Here is a 15,483-nt window from a genome sequence, read left to right as displayed (position 1 = left end):
CACCGGCCAGCCCGTGGCCGCATCCTCGGCCCCTTAGTCCTCACCGCCACCAACACCGCCCACCGACCGGCCGCGACGCCCAGCGAATGACGGCCAGCGCGGTGGACGGCTCGGTACGCGTGTCTTCCTGGCGTCGACGTCGGCATTTGACTATTGAGCCGGGTAACTGTTTGAACGTGGGCTCGGCGAGCCGAATCGTCGACAAAAGCGCTCGACGAGCGCTCGATTTGTTTCGACGAGCTTTCCGAGCGACTACCTTCCGTGCCGGTTTGCCATATACGGGCCGATTTGTTTATGGTGGGCGCCATGCCGAGCGGAGAACACGAGGCGCCAATCGAGCTGGCCACGCTTGCCCCGAACGTAGTGCTCGACCTACTGTCGGATATCTTTCTAGTCAAGGTGCCGAGCTTTCGCGAGGTCACGGAGCCGAGCACCGACATGCGGATGCTTGCTCCCCGCACCTACCATGCCGACGGGGCGCTGCTGTTCAAGGATGCCGACAATCACCCGGTACTGGGTGTCGTGCTGGAGATCCAGCGCGGCTGGGATCCGCGCAAGCAGTGGACATGGATGCTCTACGTGGCGCACATGGCCGTGCGCCTGCGGGTTAGGACGCTTCTGCTCGTCTACTGTCCCGACCCCACCGTGGCTCGGCGCTATCAGCGGCTATACCAGCCCGGGGGCCGCTACTCACCGCAGGAACCGCTCATCTTCTCGCCGCGGGATGTGCCTCGGATCGTCGACGTCGACCAGGCTCGTGCGAATCCCGCGCTCGCGGTGTTCTCCGCGATATGCCACGGCAACGACCCCAACATCGACGACCACTTCCCCGCGCTCGCGGAGGTCTTGCGAACGGCTCCGACCGAGGTGGCGGCCTCGTACGATGACATATTGGTGGCCGGGTTGCCTCATGCGGTCCGGACCAGATGGGAGGCGTACATGGCCCGCGCTGTTGGACACAGGTACTACAGCGACTTCTACCGCCAGCTCGACGCCCGAGCACGCGCAGAGGGCCGTGCGGAGGGTGAAGGGCGCTCGGTGCTGACGGTGCTGGATGCTCGCCATGTGGCGGTCCCCGACACCGCCCGCGAGCAGATCCTCGCCTGCACCGACCTCGACCAGCTCGACACCTGGCTACGCCGCGCCGGCACCGCCACCACCATCGACGACGTCATCCAGCCCTGACTCACGGGCCGCGTGCAGGCCCCGGACCGTACCCGGCCACGGCTCGACGTTGACCGGGGAGCGATCCGCTGGTGGCGACTCGCGGTATTTTCTGCACATCTGCGTCGCCTGGTGATCGGAATAATGCGTATTGTCAGGAGTCACGCGCCGAGGGCAGCGGCCGAGGGAGACCGATGACGAGCGCTTCACCTCACACGTCTGACGGGACGGAGCCGCTTTGGGCCGCGGTCTTCACACCGCTGACTCCGCAGGATCCTCGTGTGATCAGCGGATACCTGCTCAGAGCCCGGATCGGCGCGGGCGGCATGGGTGCCGTCTACCTCTCCTACACTCCCGGCGGCAGGCCGGTGGCGCTCAAGGTCGCCCGGGCGGAGTTCGCCGCCGATCCGGAGTTCCGCCGTCGCTTCGAGAAAGAGGTGACGATCGCTCAGCGGGTCCAAGGCCTCTATACCGTCCCCGTCATCGACTGTGACCCGCACGCGCCCCTGCCCTGGCTGGCCACCGCCTACGTACCCGCTCCCTCGCTCGCCGCCTCCGTGGCCCGACAGGGGCCACTACCGGCGGAGACCGTCCTCGTGATGATCGCCGGGGTGGCGGAAGCACTCCAGTCGATCCACGCCGCGGGTGTCGTCCACCGTGACCTCAAGCCGGGGAATGTCCTCCTCGCGGAGGAGGGCCCGCGGGTGATCGACTTCGGCATCTCGCGGGCGGTCGAATCCTCCTCGGCGGCCCTCACCGGGACCGGGGCTCGGATTGGAACGCCCGCGTTCATGGCCCCCGAGCAGGTACAGGGAAAGGTTTTCGGCACAGCTGGGGACGTGTTCACCCTTGGTTCCACCGCCTACTACGCGGCCACGGGCGAATACCCGTTCGGCGGTGACGCCGCCGTCTTCCATCGCATCCTGCACGAACAGCCCGACTGGGACAGCTGCCCGGATCAGGTCCGTGCGGTGCTGGAGCAGTGCACGCGGAAGGATCCCGCAAGCCGACCCACTCCCGCCAAGTTGATCGAACTGTGTCGGGAGGCGTCCACCGATGAGCGGCTGCGCATCGGTGGGGGCTGGCTGCCCGCGACCGTGCGCGCCGACCTCACCCGCTACACCCTCACCGCGCCCGCCCCGTCGCCGTCCCAAGCGCGCACCGTACCCGGGCCTCCTCAGCCGCCGGCGCCATGGATACCGTCGCCACCATCTCCTCGCCCGTCGCGCTCCCGCGCATTGCCCTGGGTTTTCGGCGCACTCGGCGCGGCGTTGCTCGTAGTCTTGGTCGTCGTCGGAATTCTCGCGAATCTACCCAACGAACCGTCGGGCCGGGAGAACAACGGTAGCAGCGGTACATCCCCGGCCACAGCTGGGACAGGTAGTTCAGGCCCGAGCGCGAGCGCGGCACCGACGACTGTCGACCGCTATCTCTCGGACTCGAAAATCGTACAGGAGAATGTAGATTCTTCCGCTCCGGGCACGAATGGATCGGCCTCGGTCAGTGGCGCCGCGTACGTGCACAGCGTTCGACTCCCCGCCAACCTCGGGTACAGCGGCGAAACTCCAACGTACGTGGAATATGACCTTGGAAGGCATTTCCAGCACCTTCAGACGACGGTGGGGCTCTCGGACGACGCCACGAGCGGCACGGTCTACCTGATCGAGGTCTTTGGCGACGGTCGCCGGCTGGCGTCACACACCGTCAAACTGGGCGACTCCGTCCCCGTCGATATCAACGTCACGGGAGTCCTTCGATTGCGCCTCATGACCACGAAGGTGCAGGCGGACTACTGGGACCGATCGGTCACGGTGTTCGGCGACGCCCACGTCACTGGCGGCTAGGGCGGGGGCCCAACTGACCGGATCATCTGTTTCCCAACGCCCACCCGAACCGCGTCCCGCCGGTCAGCGCGGCAGTCGCCCGCCTGGCCCACTCATGCCGAGCGGTCGACTGACGCCGTGCGTGCCGGCGATGTGACGCACCGATCCGGCGGGTACTCGCATCACCAGCGCAGCACCGAAGGACGTCCCGGAGTGGGGCGAACTGCTTGAAACCGCCCGATGGTCCCCCTAACCTGCGCACACGCCGTCGATCGCCGGATCTGGCGCCGCACCAGCGACAGGACCCGCCATGAGCGCAACCGCCGCCGCCAGCACTCCTCCCCGAGACCTCCCGCCTGGCGGGACCGGTGACGAGACCGGACTCGGGATCAGCCGGCTGTGGCGGCGGGAACTGGCGCACTATCCCGCGCTCGGGCCGCGGCTGGCGGCTCTGTCGATCGTGGTCCTGACGACGATCTTGTTCTACTACCAGTACTACCTGATCAGCGGTGTCAGCGAGCAGGTGCTGACCAGCACCGGCATCTCGTTCCTGTTCTTCGTCAACATCAACGTGGTGTCCGCGCTCGCCAGCGCCCTGGCGTCGCTCGCCGGCGGGGTGTGCGACCGCTACGGCCGAGCGAACATCGTGACCATCGGCGTGCTGCTTTGCGCGCTCATCTGCCTGTTCGGCTTTCCGAACGTCGAGTCGGGCTGGAGCGTCGGGATTCTCTACTCGCTGCTCGGCGCGATCGAGGGCACCGTGCTCGTCGCGACGCCGGCTTTGATCCGTGATTTCAGCCCGCAGGTGGGCCGGGCGTCGGCGATGGGCTTCTGGACGATAGGCCCCGTCGCCGGCAGCCTGATCGTCAGCGTCGTGGTGAGCAACACCGCCGATCACCTCACCGACTGGCGGGACCAATACGTGATCGCCGGCTTCGCCGGGCTCGGCGTGTTCATCATCGCCCTGCTGTTCCTGCGCGAACTCTCGCCGCGGCTGCGGGATCAGGTAATGGTCAGCGAACGCGACCGCGCCCTGGTCGAGGCCAGGGCCCGGGGCCTCGACGCCGCCGACCTCGAGGCGGCGCTGCGCCGGCCGTGGCGGCAGATGCTGCACCTGGACATCGTCGGCTCGGCGCTCGCCATCAGCCTGTTCCTGTTCATCTACTTCGTCGCCGTCGGCTTCTTCCCGATCTTCTTCCAGACACTGTTCGGGTTCAGCACCTCGCAGGCGAACGCGTTGGGCAACTGGATGTGGGGCTGCGAGGCGGCGGCGCTGATCCTGATCGGCTGGGTGTCGGACCGGCTGCGGGTCCGCAAGCCGTTCATGGTCGTCGGCGCGGTCGGCGCGGTCGTCTGCACGCTGCTGCTGATCGGCCGCACCAGTCACGCCGACACGGGCTACTACACGTTCGTCGGGATCCTCGTCCCGCTCGCGATCTCGCTCGGCCTCGCGTTCGCGCCGTGGATGGCGAGCTTCACCGAGACCGTCGAGCGGCGCAACCCCGCCCTCACCGCCACCGGGCTGGCGCTGTGGGGGCTGACGATCCGCGCCGTCGTCACCGTCTCGACCTTCCTGCTCCCCTACGTCGTCACCACCGTCACGCCGCTGGTCCAGGACGGCCCCACCGTGCAGGCCGCGGCGAGCGGGCAGGACCCGACACTCGACGCCACCCAGAACGCCGTCGTCAAGGCCGTCGCGGCGGACCCGGCCATCGTCGGGAAGGTTCAGGCCCTCGCGACGAAGTACGAGACACAGCTCGCGACGGCCGCGAAGCTGACCCCATCCACCCAGAGCGCGCTGTCCGAGGACCCGGCGAACACCGCGACGCAGGCCGCGGCGCTCAGCGAGATCTCCGGCAAGCCGGTCGCCGACGTCGCCCGGGTGATCGATCTCAGCGGCCGCTACGGGGCGGAGCTCGCCACGGCGGAAACGATCGACGACCAGACGATCGTCACAGTTCTGACGAACCCGGCGGACACGGCGGCGACGGCCACAGCCGAGGGCGAGATCGCCGCGAAGCTCGGCCTCACCCCGGAAGTAGCCCACACCAGGCTCACCGACCTGCGCGCGGTGCCGCTGCCCGATCTGCTTTTCATGGACGCCAACGGCGACGCGGTGCAGCAGGCCGCCGACCAGCTCACCGCACTCGCCGCCGTGCCCGCGGCGGACCTCGACTACCTCGACAAGTACGGCACCCCGTTGCAGAACCCGAAGGTGCAGGCGGTGCTGATGTACCTGGACGAGAACGGGGCGAAGGTACAGAAGGCCGCGGAGGACTCCCCCGGCCAGTGGCAGACCTACTTCTGGATCGCTGTCGCGGGTGAGCTGGTGTTCATCCCGCTCATCTTCCTGATGGCCGGGCCGTGGCGCCCCAGCACCGCCCGACGCCAGGAGCAGGAACATCAGGTGATGGTCGACGCCGAGTTGGCCCGCCTCAACACCCCCACCACACCCACCACCGCCAGCTCCCACGGATCATCCGGAACGGCTGCGGAGTGAGGCTGTTCTCCGTCACATCCATGATCAGAGATGTACCCGAACCACCGCGAGAGACGCTCCAACTCGGACCGACGTCGCGGTGGGGCCCGGGCGGGCGAGGTCTCCGGACGAGAAGATGTGCCGCCAAAGTCGGCCGACTTGGCTGGATGAAACAGGCCCGTTGGACGGGCGTATGGTTGGGGCGGTAGCGGACCGCTGGCCCAGCCCCGACCCGTTGGAGACGACGATTTTTCTGACGGGAGCGAGGTCGGTGCTCCACCGCCCGACCGCCGCCACGGCGGGATCCGGCGAGGTGGTCCCGCAGGCCGACGCCCGGCTCCCCAAGCCTACGATGATCGCCAGACACGGGCTGCCTCATCTCATCGAGGCGACGGTCATACCGGCGGTTCTTTTTCTTGTCGTCCTGCACCTTTCCAGCTTCACTTTGGCGGCGTTGGCCGCGCTGGTGTGGGAATACGCCGCGGTGAGCCGGCGTGTGGCCACCAGGCGGCGCATCCCGGCGCTGCTGGTGCTGTCCTCGGTCGGGCTGACCGTGCGCACCGCGGTAGCGATCATAAGCGGCAGCGCCTTCGTCTACTTCCTTCAGCCCGTCATCGTCGCTGGAATCATCGGAATGATGTTCCTGCTGTCCGCTCTTTCTCCGCGGCCCCTCGTTCATCGGCTGGCTCGCGACTTCTGCCCGCTGCCTCCCGGCGTGACGGCCCGGCCCGGCGTGCGCAAGCTGTTCCTCGGGCTCACCCTCCTGTGGGCGGCGGTGAATCTCGGGAATTCCGCTTTCACGTACTGGTTGTTGACATCCCAGACGACCGAGGTCTTCGTCGCGGTCCGCGGGATCACCGGCACCGCCCTGCCCGTCGTGGCCACGTTGATCACAATCGCCTGGTCGTGGCGGGTCGCCGGTCAGGAAGGTCTCCGCGCAGCTCGCGCGGCCTGATGGCGCTTCGCGGTTGTTCCCTTCGCGGGCCGCGTCGCGATCCCATGGCATCGTCGTGGGGTGCGCGCCGGCCGACCGGCGTTCCAGAACGGTGAAGCGTGCAACTACACGATTTTGCTGGCGAGCGCCTCGATCATGCGGCTCGTTGATATTCGTGGAGGAGGCCTGTACAGCTCCTACCGCCTGGGACCGGTCCCATGATCTGGTAGTTCGCGGCGCCTACCCGGCCCTCCTGCTGGCGCGTTCATTACTTCATGACGCAGACCAGCCACGTTTTGGATACGTCAAACGGTGGACGGCGTGTGACGATGGTCACAAGCCGGCCGCCGATCTCCTTGTGGGTGAGCGGAGAATGCGCTCGGTCAGCGATCGGCACCGTGCCCGGTGATGCCGGGCGTTTGCCCTCGGCCCCGAGTCCTGTCTAACGTTGTACTCGTTCCGGTCGGGAGCACGAACCCGCCGGGGCGCGTACGCCGGACCGACGCCGAGTTCTGCCCACGGTTCCGGTACATGTCATCTCATCTGTTCGCGGGGCAGAAGCGGCGAACCTGCAGGCGTTCGCCGGGCGGGTGCGAAGAAGCATTCTCCTCGTGGGCGCGGCCAGCCGATCGCGGTTTCACGTGCCGGTTTTCCGGGCATCCGCAGGTGTCGCGGGAAAGCATTTCTCTTGTCAATCCGCGCCAGGAGCACCCTGCGTAACCGGTCCGGAAGCGCGTGGCATGCAGACGGTCGGATGGGTGGACCCCGTCGGGGAGCATGCGTGCGCGGTCGGTCACCGGAGGCGAGGCGGGACCTGAACGAGCGCAACGTCCGATCTCGGCTGGTGGCCTGGATCGTGGCTGGGGCCATCGCGCTGACGTCGGCGGGCGTGATCGAGTCCGCGCGACCGGCCCTGGCGGCCGAGGCAGCGGCAGCAACGCCAACGCCGCCGGCGGCGGCGTCAGTGGCCATGCCGAAACGGCCCGTCTACACCGTGCACCAGATCCTTCCGCGGGCCCCGGCCAACGCCGTCGCGCTGACCCTGGACGACGGACCGAATCCCTCCTGGACGCCGCGAGTACTGGCGCTGCTCCGGAAGTACGACGTGCGGGCGACCTTCTGCCTTGTCGGGAGACAGGCGCAGGCCCACCCGGATCTCGTCCGGCAGATCGTCGCTGATGGTCATGCGATCTGTAACCACAGCATGACGCATCCCCAGCCGTTCGCTCACCGGTCCGCGGCCGCGATCGAACAGGAGATCAGCAGCGCCCAGTCCGCGATCGTGGGCGCCGCGGGCACCGCCCCGCGCCTGTTCCGCTCGCCGGGCGGCGACTGGTCGCCGGCCGTGTTCGAAGCGGCGGCCAAGCACAGCCTGACCCCGATCGCCTGGAACGTCGACCCCAGAGACTGGTCTCGCCCCGGTACGCAGAAGATCATCGACAGCCTTCTGACGGCGAAGCCCGGGGACATCCTGCTCTGCCATGACGGTGACGGGGACCGGCCGAGCGGGCACGGCACGGATCGCTCGGAGACGGTGAAGGCCCTGGAGGTGGCGCTGCCCAAGCTGAAAAGCAAGGGCTACACGTTCGTGACGCTGTAACAGGCGGCTACGCGGCTCCGCCCCAGGCGATCGCCGAGACCCGCCTGAACGCTGACGTCAGGCGCGCGCTGGGCCTCCCGGGCCGCCAGGGCAGGCCAGTGTGGTTCGTGCGGCCAGTCGTGCAGTTGGAGAAGCACCGCGTTGTTGGCATGCAGGAGCACGACCCGCGCGGCGAGGCGGACGACGGGGTCACCGGTGTGGCGTCCGGTCATAGCTCCCATCGTCGCGTCGACGCGTCGATATCGGGGCGAGGACTGACAGGTGAGGGCGAAGTCGCCATCGTGCCTGGTTTGTGATCTCCTGGCGAACGATGTCCTGGTCTGTATCCGTCACGCCATCCAGAAGTGCAGGGGCAAGCCGGACGCCAAGAAGGCCGTCGAGCTGGCGAGCCGGGATCCGGTACCGCTACATGTAGGGCCCATTCCGGCTCCAGAACCTGGCTCTCGGGCCGGGTCTTGACTACGTGCTGAACCGTGGAGCGTTCGACGCCTTCTGGCAGAGTTCACACCTCGACAATCTGGTGCGCCATCAGCACATCATCGCCTGCGTGAAGACACGGTCAGGCGGGCTGCCACAGCTCGATCCGATTACCCGCGGGATCGGTGACCCAGCCGAATCGACCGACGCCCTCCATGTCCTGCGTCTCTTCAACCACGTCCGCGCCCTTGGCGCGCAGTTGCGCGAGCATCGCGTCCAGGTCGCGGACCCGGAAGTTGATCATAGCCTGCTGGGCACGGGACCCGAAGTAGTCGGTCTCGGACTCGAACGTCGCGAACACCGTCAGCCCGACTTCCTGATGCCACAGGCCGTGCTCATCAGCGTCCAGGCCGAGGCAATCGCGATACCAGGCACCCAGGGCCACCGGGTCGGCGGCACGCATGAAGTATCCACCGATTCCAAGCACACGTTCCATGTCGCCATCCTGTCAGGACGGCGATCGGGCGAGCCAGTGCCACGCCATCGCCCGCTTCACTCCCCACCTCAATCGCCGGGGAACTCGTCAAGCAACGCGTGCGGGCACGCTTCGGCCCATCGCAGCTCGCGCCCACAGCGAAGATGGCAGCGTGGCTGATCCTTCCGACCTCGGGCCGAACGGCGGGGCGCTGTGGGCAAGGCCTGACGAGTGGGCATGGCAACGCACACCGCAGGGATGCGTCATCTGCACACCGCAGGGATGCGTCATCTGCACCGCTGGACCGCTTGATGTCATCGCCGAGCTCACCGGCGTCTGGGTGACGGCACCGTCGCCGCCGCTGGCCAGCAGCACGCCCGGACCGAACGCCACTCCGCCGATGTCCACTGATGTACGTCACGGGGCTGATGGCCACAGCGGGCGTCCGGGCTCGTCCATGCACGGTCCGGGCAGTCAGCGCTGGGGGGCGGCGCCGACAAGTGCGGCGAACTCGCCCCGCAGCGGCGGGAACGGCGGCAGTTGGGGCGGTTCCTGTGGTGGCGACGGGCCGTCGCCCCGGATCGCGGCGGCGAGCTGGCTGAACAGCAGGCGGATGGCCTCGGGTGAGGCCGCGGTGGCGGGCAGCGCGTCACGCAGCCCGGGAGGCTCGAGCAGGACGAGGTAGCCGAGCCTGCGGGCGGCGATCACCGCGGGCCAGATCGCTCGGGCCGCCTCTCCCGGCTCGTTCTCTGCCTCGGCGTGCATTTCGGAGAGCCATTCCAGCGTCGCCTCGACGTGGTGGCGCGCCGCCCCCCGCCGCCGTTCGGTTGGGGGACGCCGTTGATCGGGCGCTCCGTGTCGCGCAGGGTGCTCGAACGTCGGGACTGGCCGCAGGGCCGGGGGCGTCCTTCCGGTGCGGGACTCGACCAGCAGGTTCGCCAGGAGAACGCCGATCGCACGCAGGCAGTCGGCCAGCGCGTCCGGCAGTCTCTGGGCGGCGGCCCGCGGCCAGAGGACCAGCGAGGCGACGAGGCCGACGACGAGCCCGAGCAGCGTGCCGAGGAGCCGCGACGTGACCAGCGGCCCGGCCAGTTGCTCTGGGCCGGCGAACTCGGCGACGAGCATCGTCGACGGCATGACCAGGAGCGCCCCGATACCGCCGTTGGCGGGGCCGAGCAGTTCGATCGCGGCCTGCAGGACGGTGATGGTCAGGATCAGCCACCACACCGGGAAGGGGACCACCAGCAGCGCGAAGGCGGCGAGCGTGCCCAGCGCGGTTCCGAGCAGATGCTGCAGGGTGTGCTGCCCGGCGACCCGGGCGGACCGCACCTCCAGGACGGTGGCGGCGGCTACCGGAGCCCAGAAGGGCCGGTCGATACCGGCGGCGATCGCGAGCAGCGCCGCCGCGGCCGTGGCCAGACCACTGCGCACCGCCCAGGGCCACGCCGGGGACCGAAGCCGCAGCCCGTCCGCGAGGAGGTCCCGGGTCGGCGCGATGATCGGCGCCACCGGCCGCACGCCCGTCGGTTGCGTCATCTCGGCCACCGTCGCGGCGAGCCGATGCCACGCCCGCGACGTCTGGTCCTGCCCGCGCCGCGCCGCCACCCGGCCGGGGTGGATGGGTGGCCCGATGGTGATGGGCCGCGACGCAGGCCAGGGGCGCCGCCCTGCGTGGGTCGGCGCGTCCACGCGGTCAACCAGCACGTACGCGCGGGCCGCGGCGCCCGCCCAGGCGGTGGCCAGCGCCGCGTCGCCAGCCAGTCCGGGGTCGGCGGGGGGCGCGCGACGCCACCACCGCGCACGCGTGCTTCGGTCCGGGTCGTACCGGCCGACGGAGACGCCGGCAGCGTAGTCCCGCAGGCGCCCGGACACGCTGGCGGGCGGCCGACGCCCGGTGAGCGTCGCGTAGTCCACGATCCGGGTGAAGACGCGACGCAGACGGGCGGCGATCGCGGCGAGCTGACCGCCAGGGCGGTCCCGGGCAACGATCACCTCCGCCCGGCGGATCTCCCGCTGGGCGTCGTGACGTGTGACCTCTGTCCGCCCCGTCCCCAGTGTGTCGGACATGGTCGCGAGCGCCTCGAGTGCCTCGGCGACCGCGCGCCGGCTTGGCCCGGCCCGGTCCCCGCGGGCAACGATCATCGTGAGCAGGTAGGCGAAGGCCGCGCCGGCCAGGGTGAGTCCGGCCCGCGTCACGACCGGGGCAACGCCCGGCGGAAGCTGGGTGGCGACCGCGCAGGCGACCACGATCGGCACCGCGCCGGGCGGGGGCGCGAGCAGGGCGGCGAACAACGCTGTGGCGACGAACGCCACCGTGGCCACCACGATGGCCGTGCGCCACGGATTCCCCCAGGCCACCGCCCCCAGGCTTCCCGCCGCGGCAGCTCCCACCGCGACCACCGGCAGCGCCCGGCTCCGGTAGCGCCAGCTGGACCTCGGGTAGTAGATCGCCGTCGCCGCGCCCAGAGTCGCCGTCAGCCCCAGCGAGAGCTGTCCTGTCAGCTGCCCCGCGGCCAGCGGGATCCCCGTCGCCAACGCGCTGACCAGCGCGAGGCGCCCCCGCCCGGGCGGGGGCCGCCGCACTGTGAACGCGCCCCGCAACGAAGCCGGACCCGACTCGGACGCTCCCCGCCGCACCAGCTCCACCCCGGCGCTATGCCCACCCCCTCGGCACCACGAGCCACCCCCGCGGGAAAACGCCGCTCACGGGGTGACCGCCGAAGAGTCGATCGGCATGGTCGCCGACGTCCTCGCCCTCGCCGCCCACGGCTGTCCACCTACTCCAGGTAGGGATGGGAACATCCCCGCGCCGGCGGATGCTGGCACGAAGCGTGAGCCCGCATCGAACGGATCCGGGCCCGTTCGGGGACGACCGCGGTTCGCCGCGCTTCTATCACCGAGACGCCCCGACGCCAACTCGCCTGGAGATCGCGTGACCGAGACGACGCCCAGCGACAGCCCGATGGACTGGATAGCTGATCACACCCGCCGCTATCTCGACAGCGGCGGTGCCGATGGGCACATCTGGTACGGCATCGACGGTTCGTTCGAGCGGGGAGCCCCGACGCTGCTGTTGACGACGCGGGGCCGTCGCAGTGGGAAGCCGCGCCGCACGCCCCTGATCTACGGGCGGGACGGGAACGACTACGTCGTCGTCGCATCGAAGGGCGGCTTTCCCGAGCACCCGCTGTGGTATCTGAACCTGCTCGCCCACTCGGAGGTCGAGTTGCAGGTCGGGACGGAACGCTTCCCAGCGAAGGCCCGGGTGGCGGAGCCCGCCGAGAAGGCCCGCCTGTGGCTCACGATGACGGCGCTCTGGCCGGACTACGATGCCTACCAGAGCGGGACGGATCGGGATATCCCGGTCGTGCTCCTCGAACGGACCTGAGCCGGGGGCCGGCCCGAAGAACCACTCCGCGCGCTCCCAGTTCCAGACGGCTCTCGTAGATCACCAGACGGCCGGCAGTGGACGACCAGTACCTATCCGGAGTAGTGACGCTGGCCCTTCCGCCAACGGAACTCCCGGACCTGCAGCCCACCGGCAACCTCGTCCACGGTCAGCCTGTCGAGCGTCGTGTCGACGACCGCGCCGTCGTCGGTGCGGTACCGCACCCGCATTCGGCGAGTCCGCAGCCCAAGATCCGTCGACATGCCGCCGATCTTCCTTGGTCAACCAGACGACGAGCTGGCGAGACATCACCACGCGCCGTACCTGATTCGCGCCTTCGCAGATTCGGGCCGCGATCCTTGAAGATCCAAAACATCCCCTCTACCTGGGCAACTGCAGCGCGCGACTCTGGACGAGTACACAAACTCGCGTCTTGCCCGTGGCAAGGAAATCGCGAGTCCAGAAATCTCGCGAACGGGCAGATTCTCTCAGCCAGAACAACCCATCCAATGCGTAGCACTACAGAACACGGACATCGTCGCCGACTACTCACCACAGGACACGCGCCGCCAAAATCACATAGGAGCCTTAGTCGACACTGTCTAAGCCATCCCTGTCGACTGCGTCTCCGATCACTTCGGGGCCATCTCAAGATCTCGCGATGGCTCCGACCTGGCTGCATCACTCGCGACAGGTAGCCATCGACGGTCAGTTAGTCGTCCCGCAAGGAGCGACATCGACCACACGGTCGCATCTCAACGCCAGCCCACCACGGGCACGGACGTTTTAGTGCAGTTTGTGCTGGTGACACACTGGCCGCGTGACAAGTGGGGATGTCACCGATGAGGCGGACGACGCGGCGGAGGAACGCGACTTCTTTATCAGTTACACCAAGGCGGACCAGGGGTGGGCCGAGTGGATCGCCTGGGTACTGGAGGAGACCGGCTATCGGGTGCTACTGCAGGCGTGGGACTTCGTGCCTGGCTCGAACTGGATAGTCGGCATGCAGAATGGCGTCCGGCGCGCAGCCCGCACCCTGGCAGTGCTGTCGGACAGCTATGCCCGTTCGGTGCACGGCACCGCTGAGTGGCAGGCCGCGTGGAAGGCGGATCCGACCGGGGTGCGGCGCAGATTGCTCGTCGCCCGGGTGGCGGATTGCGATCGACCCAGTTTGCTTGACCACGTCGTGTCGTTCGACCTGTTCGGGATCTCACAACATCAAGCCCGCAATGACCTGTTACAGGCGGCCAAGCTCGCGGTGTCCGGTGGGCGAGCAAAGCCGACCAGCGCGCCGTCGTTCCCATCCGATTCCTCGGGTGCCCCAGCCACGCCTCCGTTTCCGGCTGGCTCCGCCGCCCCCGACCTCGGCGGAGTCGCGCCGGCCTTGAGCCGCGGCAAGCCCGGCGGTGGCGAGACGGGGAATGTGCTCCCATCAGGCGGGCCAGCCGTCGGAGTCAACTACCGCGCAGCGCTCGCGCGGCGGTTCACCGGGCCTTTCCAGTCGCTACGACAGGCTGTGATCCCGCTCGACCCACTGCCGGGTGACCTGCGGCTCGCTGATCCGGCGGACTTGGACAACCCGGTCAGCCGATTCCGGGGCCGCACCGAGTTGATCGGCCGGATCGACGCCTTCCTGAACCGTTGCGTCCAGCAGCGCCGCGGTGGCTATCTGCTCGTCGAGGCCGAAGCCGGGATGGGCAAGTCCGCGTTGGCCACCTACCTCGCGTACACCCGGGTCTGGCCCGCGCACTTCACTCGCCTCGCCGAAGGCCGCTCGCCGCAGATCGCGCGGCGTAACCTCGGCGCGCAGCTCATCGCCCGCTGGCAGCTTGAGGACGCCGCACCAGACGGAGTCCTTCCCGAGCGCGCCGAGTCGACGGCATGGTTGTCGGGCAGGCTGTCCGAGGCCGCCGCCCGCCGGGACCGCGAAACGCCAGGTGTGCCGGTGGTGCTGCTCATCGACGGTCTGGACGAGGCCCCGCTGCCCCCGACAGGCGAACTGTCGTTTGGACTACCGCCAAGCCTTCCCCCGGGAACGGTCATCATCGCGACGACGCGGCCAAAAATGGTCGCGGTGCCCGCAGAGGCACGAGTGGTCGAGCGGATCGACGTGGAAAGCGCGGCCAACCACCGCGACCTGCTCAACTATCTGACTGCCATCACCGCCAGCGATCCCGAACTGTCCGAGGCGTTGCGCATCTCCGGGCCTTCCGTTGATCGATTCTGCCGTATGCTCCTGGACCGCTCGGGCGGAGTGTGGATCTATGCGCTGACCGTGCTCGATCAGATCCGCGACCACGCCCGCGACCCCGCCGACGTCGCCCGCCTGCCCTCAGGACTGGCCTCCTACTACGCCGACACTGTGGCCCGCTGGCGCGCCGAGCTCGGCGTGAACCGCTGGCGAAACCATGGGCTGCCGGTGCTGGCCACGCTGGCAGCGATCCCGGCAGCTGCACCTTCTGCTGCCGCTCTGTGCCGGCCAAAGCTAGCTGAGGACCCTACCCAGCGGAAGAATCAGAAACTGCTGATGACGATCTCTGTGCGCATCGTAGGTCCATGCCTTTCGATCCGCGCTCGGCGTCAAACCCACATCGAGCACCCTTCCATCGTGGCAGCTCTGGATGATCCAGCCCAACCGGTCGGGCGAGGCTGCAAGCAGCCACCGTTGTACCGCGCCGGCGTGTTCTTCCCACAGAATTAACGGGGCCTCGTTCCTATCCTCCGGGGTCTTGTCGAACACCATGCCACTGCTGGCCGAGACAATGAGCAGTTCCCTGGACCCACGGGATGGTCGTTTGAAGAACCACTGGTCGGCGAGGTCGCCATATGCAGCTTGCAGGTAAGGCTGCCAACCCAGCTGGCACTTCTCCGGAGTCCTTAGAGCCAGCCCGGACTTGCGCTCCAGGATCATGAAAGGGCCCGCTAGATCCCGTCTCGGTCCAAAATAACTGAGGATGTCCGGTACTTGAATCGACACCGAAGCGAACCCAGGGATGCCAACCTCGATCACGGCGTCGACCTTCACACGCTCCCTCACAGCAGGTCCCCCTCGTCGCAGCGCAGAAAGATCGTACCGATTCCACAGGGCGGCTTGAACTCGGGTCCACCCCAGGGCTTCGGCGAGGTAGCTCACCGCGTTGGTCTGTCGCAGGCTGTGACGAGGAGTGGGAGCACCCGGTCGCGGTTGGCAGCGACCTGCTCGA

11 protein-coding genes and 1 pseudogene are annotated in these 15,483 nt (G+C 68.5%); 7 read left to right on the top strand and 5 right to left on the bottom strand.

Translation table 11 applies throughout. The features are described 5' to 3' along the window. Positions 1–306 precede the first annotated feature (306 nt). From BCD48_RS05865 to BCD48_RS05845, 5 genes are all read left to right on the top strand, one after another. Positions 307–1,185: a hypothetical protein gene (locus BCD48_RS05865; protein ID WP_071047304.1), complete on the top strand. Its 879-nt coding sequence runs from the start codon at positions 307–309 to the stop codon at positions 1,183–1,185. Positions 1,186–1,358: 173 nt separating this feature from the next. Continuing rightward, positions 1,359–3,008, top strand: coding sequence for a protein kinase domain-containing protein (locus tag BCD48_RS05860; RefSeq protein WP_071047278.1), 1,650 nt, complete (start codon positions 1,359–1,361; stop codon positions 3,006–3,008). Positions 3,009–3,297: 289 nt separating this feature from the next. Then, the gene (locus BCD48_RS05855; RefSeq protein WP_071047277.1) at positions 3,298–5,487 is read left to right on the top strand and encodes an MFS transporter; all 2,190 of its coding nucleotides are present in this window, start codon (positions 3,298–3,300) and stop codon (positions 5,485–5,487) included. Positions 5,488–5,659: 172 nt separating this feature from the next. Next, positions 5,660–6,421 carry a VC0807 family protein gene (locus BCD48_RS05850; RefSeq protein WP_241841541.1) on the top strand — a complete coding sequence of 254 codons (762 nt, stop codon included), beginning with the start codon at positions 5,660–5,662 and terminating at the stop codon, positions 6,419–6,421. A 760-nt stretch (positions 6,422–7,181) separates the two neighbouring features. Continuing rightward, positions 7,182–8,000 (top strand): polysaccharide deacetylase family protein, encoded by an 819-nt coding sequence (locus tag BCD48_RS05845; RefSeq protein WP_241841540.1) that lies wholly within the window; start codon positions 7,182–7,184, stop codon positions 7,998–8,000. Here BCD48_RS05845 and BCD48_RS05840 read toward each other — a convergent pair. From BCD48_RS05840 to BCD48_RS05830, 3 genes are all read right to left on the bottom strand, one after another. After that, positions 7,979–8,212 (bottom strand): hypothetical protein, encoded by a 234-nt coding sequence (locus BCD48_RS05840; protein WP_071047275.1) that lies wholly within the window; start codon positions 8,210–8,212, stop codon positions 7,979–7,981. The genes BCD48_RS05845 and BCD48_RS05840 overlap by 22 nt on opposite strands. Before the next feature lie 347 nt (positions 8,213–8,559). After that, positions 8,560–8,913: a VOC family protein gene (locus BCD48_RS05835; RefSeq protein WP_071047274.1), complete on the bottom strand. Its 354-nt coding sequence runs from the start codon at positions 8,911–8,913 to the stop codon at positions 8,560–8,562. A 453-nt stretch (positions 8,914–9,366) separates the two neighbouring features. Beyond that, positions 9,367–11,529 carry an FUSC family protein gene (locus BCD48_RS05830; protein ID WP_131803808.1) on the bottom strand — a complete coding sequence of 721 codons (2,163 nt, stop codon included), beginning with the start codon at positions 11,527–11,529 and terminating at the stop codon, positions 9,367–9,369. 295 nt (positions 11,530–11,824) lie between these two features. On the opposite strand from BCD48_RS05830, the gene BCD48_RS05825 reads away from it, so the two are divergent. Continuing rightward, positions 11,825–12,280 carry a nitroreductase family deazaflavin-dependent oxidoreductase gene (locus BCD48_RS05825; RefSeq protein WP_241841538.1) on the top strand — a complete coding sequence of 152 codons (456 nt, stop codon included), beginning with the start codon at positions 11,825–11,827 and terminating at the stop codon, positions 12,278–12,280. Positions 12,281–12,372: 92 nt separating this feature from the next. Here the strand turns inward: BCD48_RS05825 and BCD48_RS51080 are convergent, their stop codons facing one another. After that, positions 12,373–12,543 carry a hypothetical protein gene (locus BCD48_RS51080; RefSeq protein WP_157910442.1) on the bottom strand — a complete coding sequence of 57 codons (171 nt, stop codon included), beginning with the start codon at positions 12,541–12,543 and terminating at the stop codon, positions 12,373–12,375. Positions 12,544–13,100: 557 nt separating this feature from the next. Here BCD48_RS51080 and BCD48_RS56395 point away from each other — a divergent pair. Beyond that, positions 13,101–14,246, top strand: a pseudogene (locus BCD48_RS56395) (toll/interleukin-1 receptor domain-containing protein); the annotation flags it as partial. A gap of 519 nt (positions 14,247–14,765) precedes the next feature. Here BCD48_RS56395 and BCD48_RS56390 read toward each other — a convergent pair. After that, on the bottom strand, positions 14,766–15,191 hold the full coding sequence (locus tag BCD48_RS56390; RefSeq protein WP_491677113.1) for an RICIN domain-containing protein: 426 nt from the start codon (positions 15,189–15,191) through the stop codon (positions 14,766–14,768). Positions 15,192–15,483: the final 292 nt, after the last annotated feature.

The sequence above is a fragment of the Pseudofrankia coriaricola genome, assembly GCF_001854805.1.
Classification (GTDB): domain Bacteria; phylum Actinomycetota; class Actinomycetes; order Frankiales; family Frankiaceae; genus Pseudofrankia.
Note: the sequence above shows the minus strand (reverse complement) of the source record. Positions and strands in the feature narration are given on the sequence as shown.

Excerpts from the sequence above, each read along its gene's own strand:
- BCD48_RS05865 (WP_071047304.1), top strand. The coding sequence starts at position 307 with ATGCCGAGCGGAGAACACGAGGCGCCAATCGAGCTGGCCACGCTTGCC.
- BCD48_RS05860 (WP_071047278.1), top strand. The coding sequence starts at position 1,359 with ATGACGAGCGCTTCACCTCACACGTCTGACGGGACGGAGCCGCTTTGG.
- BCD48_RS05855 (WP_071047277.1), top strand. The coding sequence starts at position 3,298 with ATGAGCGCAACCGCCGCCGCCAGCACTCCTCCCCGAGACCTCCCGCCT.
- BCD48_RS05850 (WP_241841541.1), top strand. The coding sequence starts at position 5,660 with ATGGTTGGGGCGGTAGCGGACCGCTGGCCCAGCCCCGACCCGTTGGAG.
- BCD48_RS05840 (WP_071047275.1), bottom strand. The coding sequence starts at position 8,212 with ATGACCGGACGCCACACCGGTGACCCCGTCGTCCGCCTCGCCGCGCGG.
- BCD48_RS05835 (WP_071047274.1), bottom strand. The coding sequence starts at position 8,913 with ATGGAACGTGTGCTTGGAATCGGTGGATACTTCATGCGTGCCGCCGAC.
- BCD48_RS51080 (WP_157910442.1), bottom strand. The coding sequence starts at position 12,543 with ATGTCGACGGATCTTGGGCTGCGGACTCGCCGAATGCGGGTGCGGTAC.
- BCD48_RS56390 (WP_491677113.1), bottom strand. The coding sequence starts at position 15,191 with ATGATCCTGGAGCGCAAGTCCGGGCTGGCTCTAAGGACTCCGGAGAAG.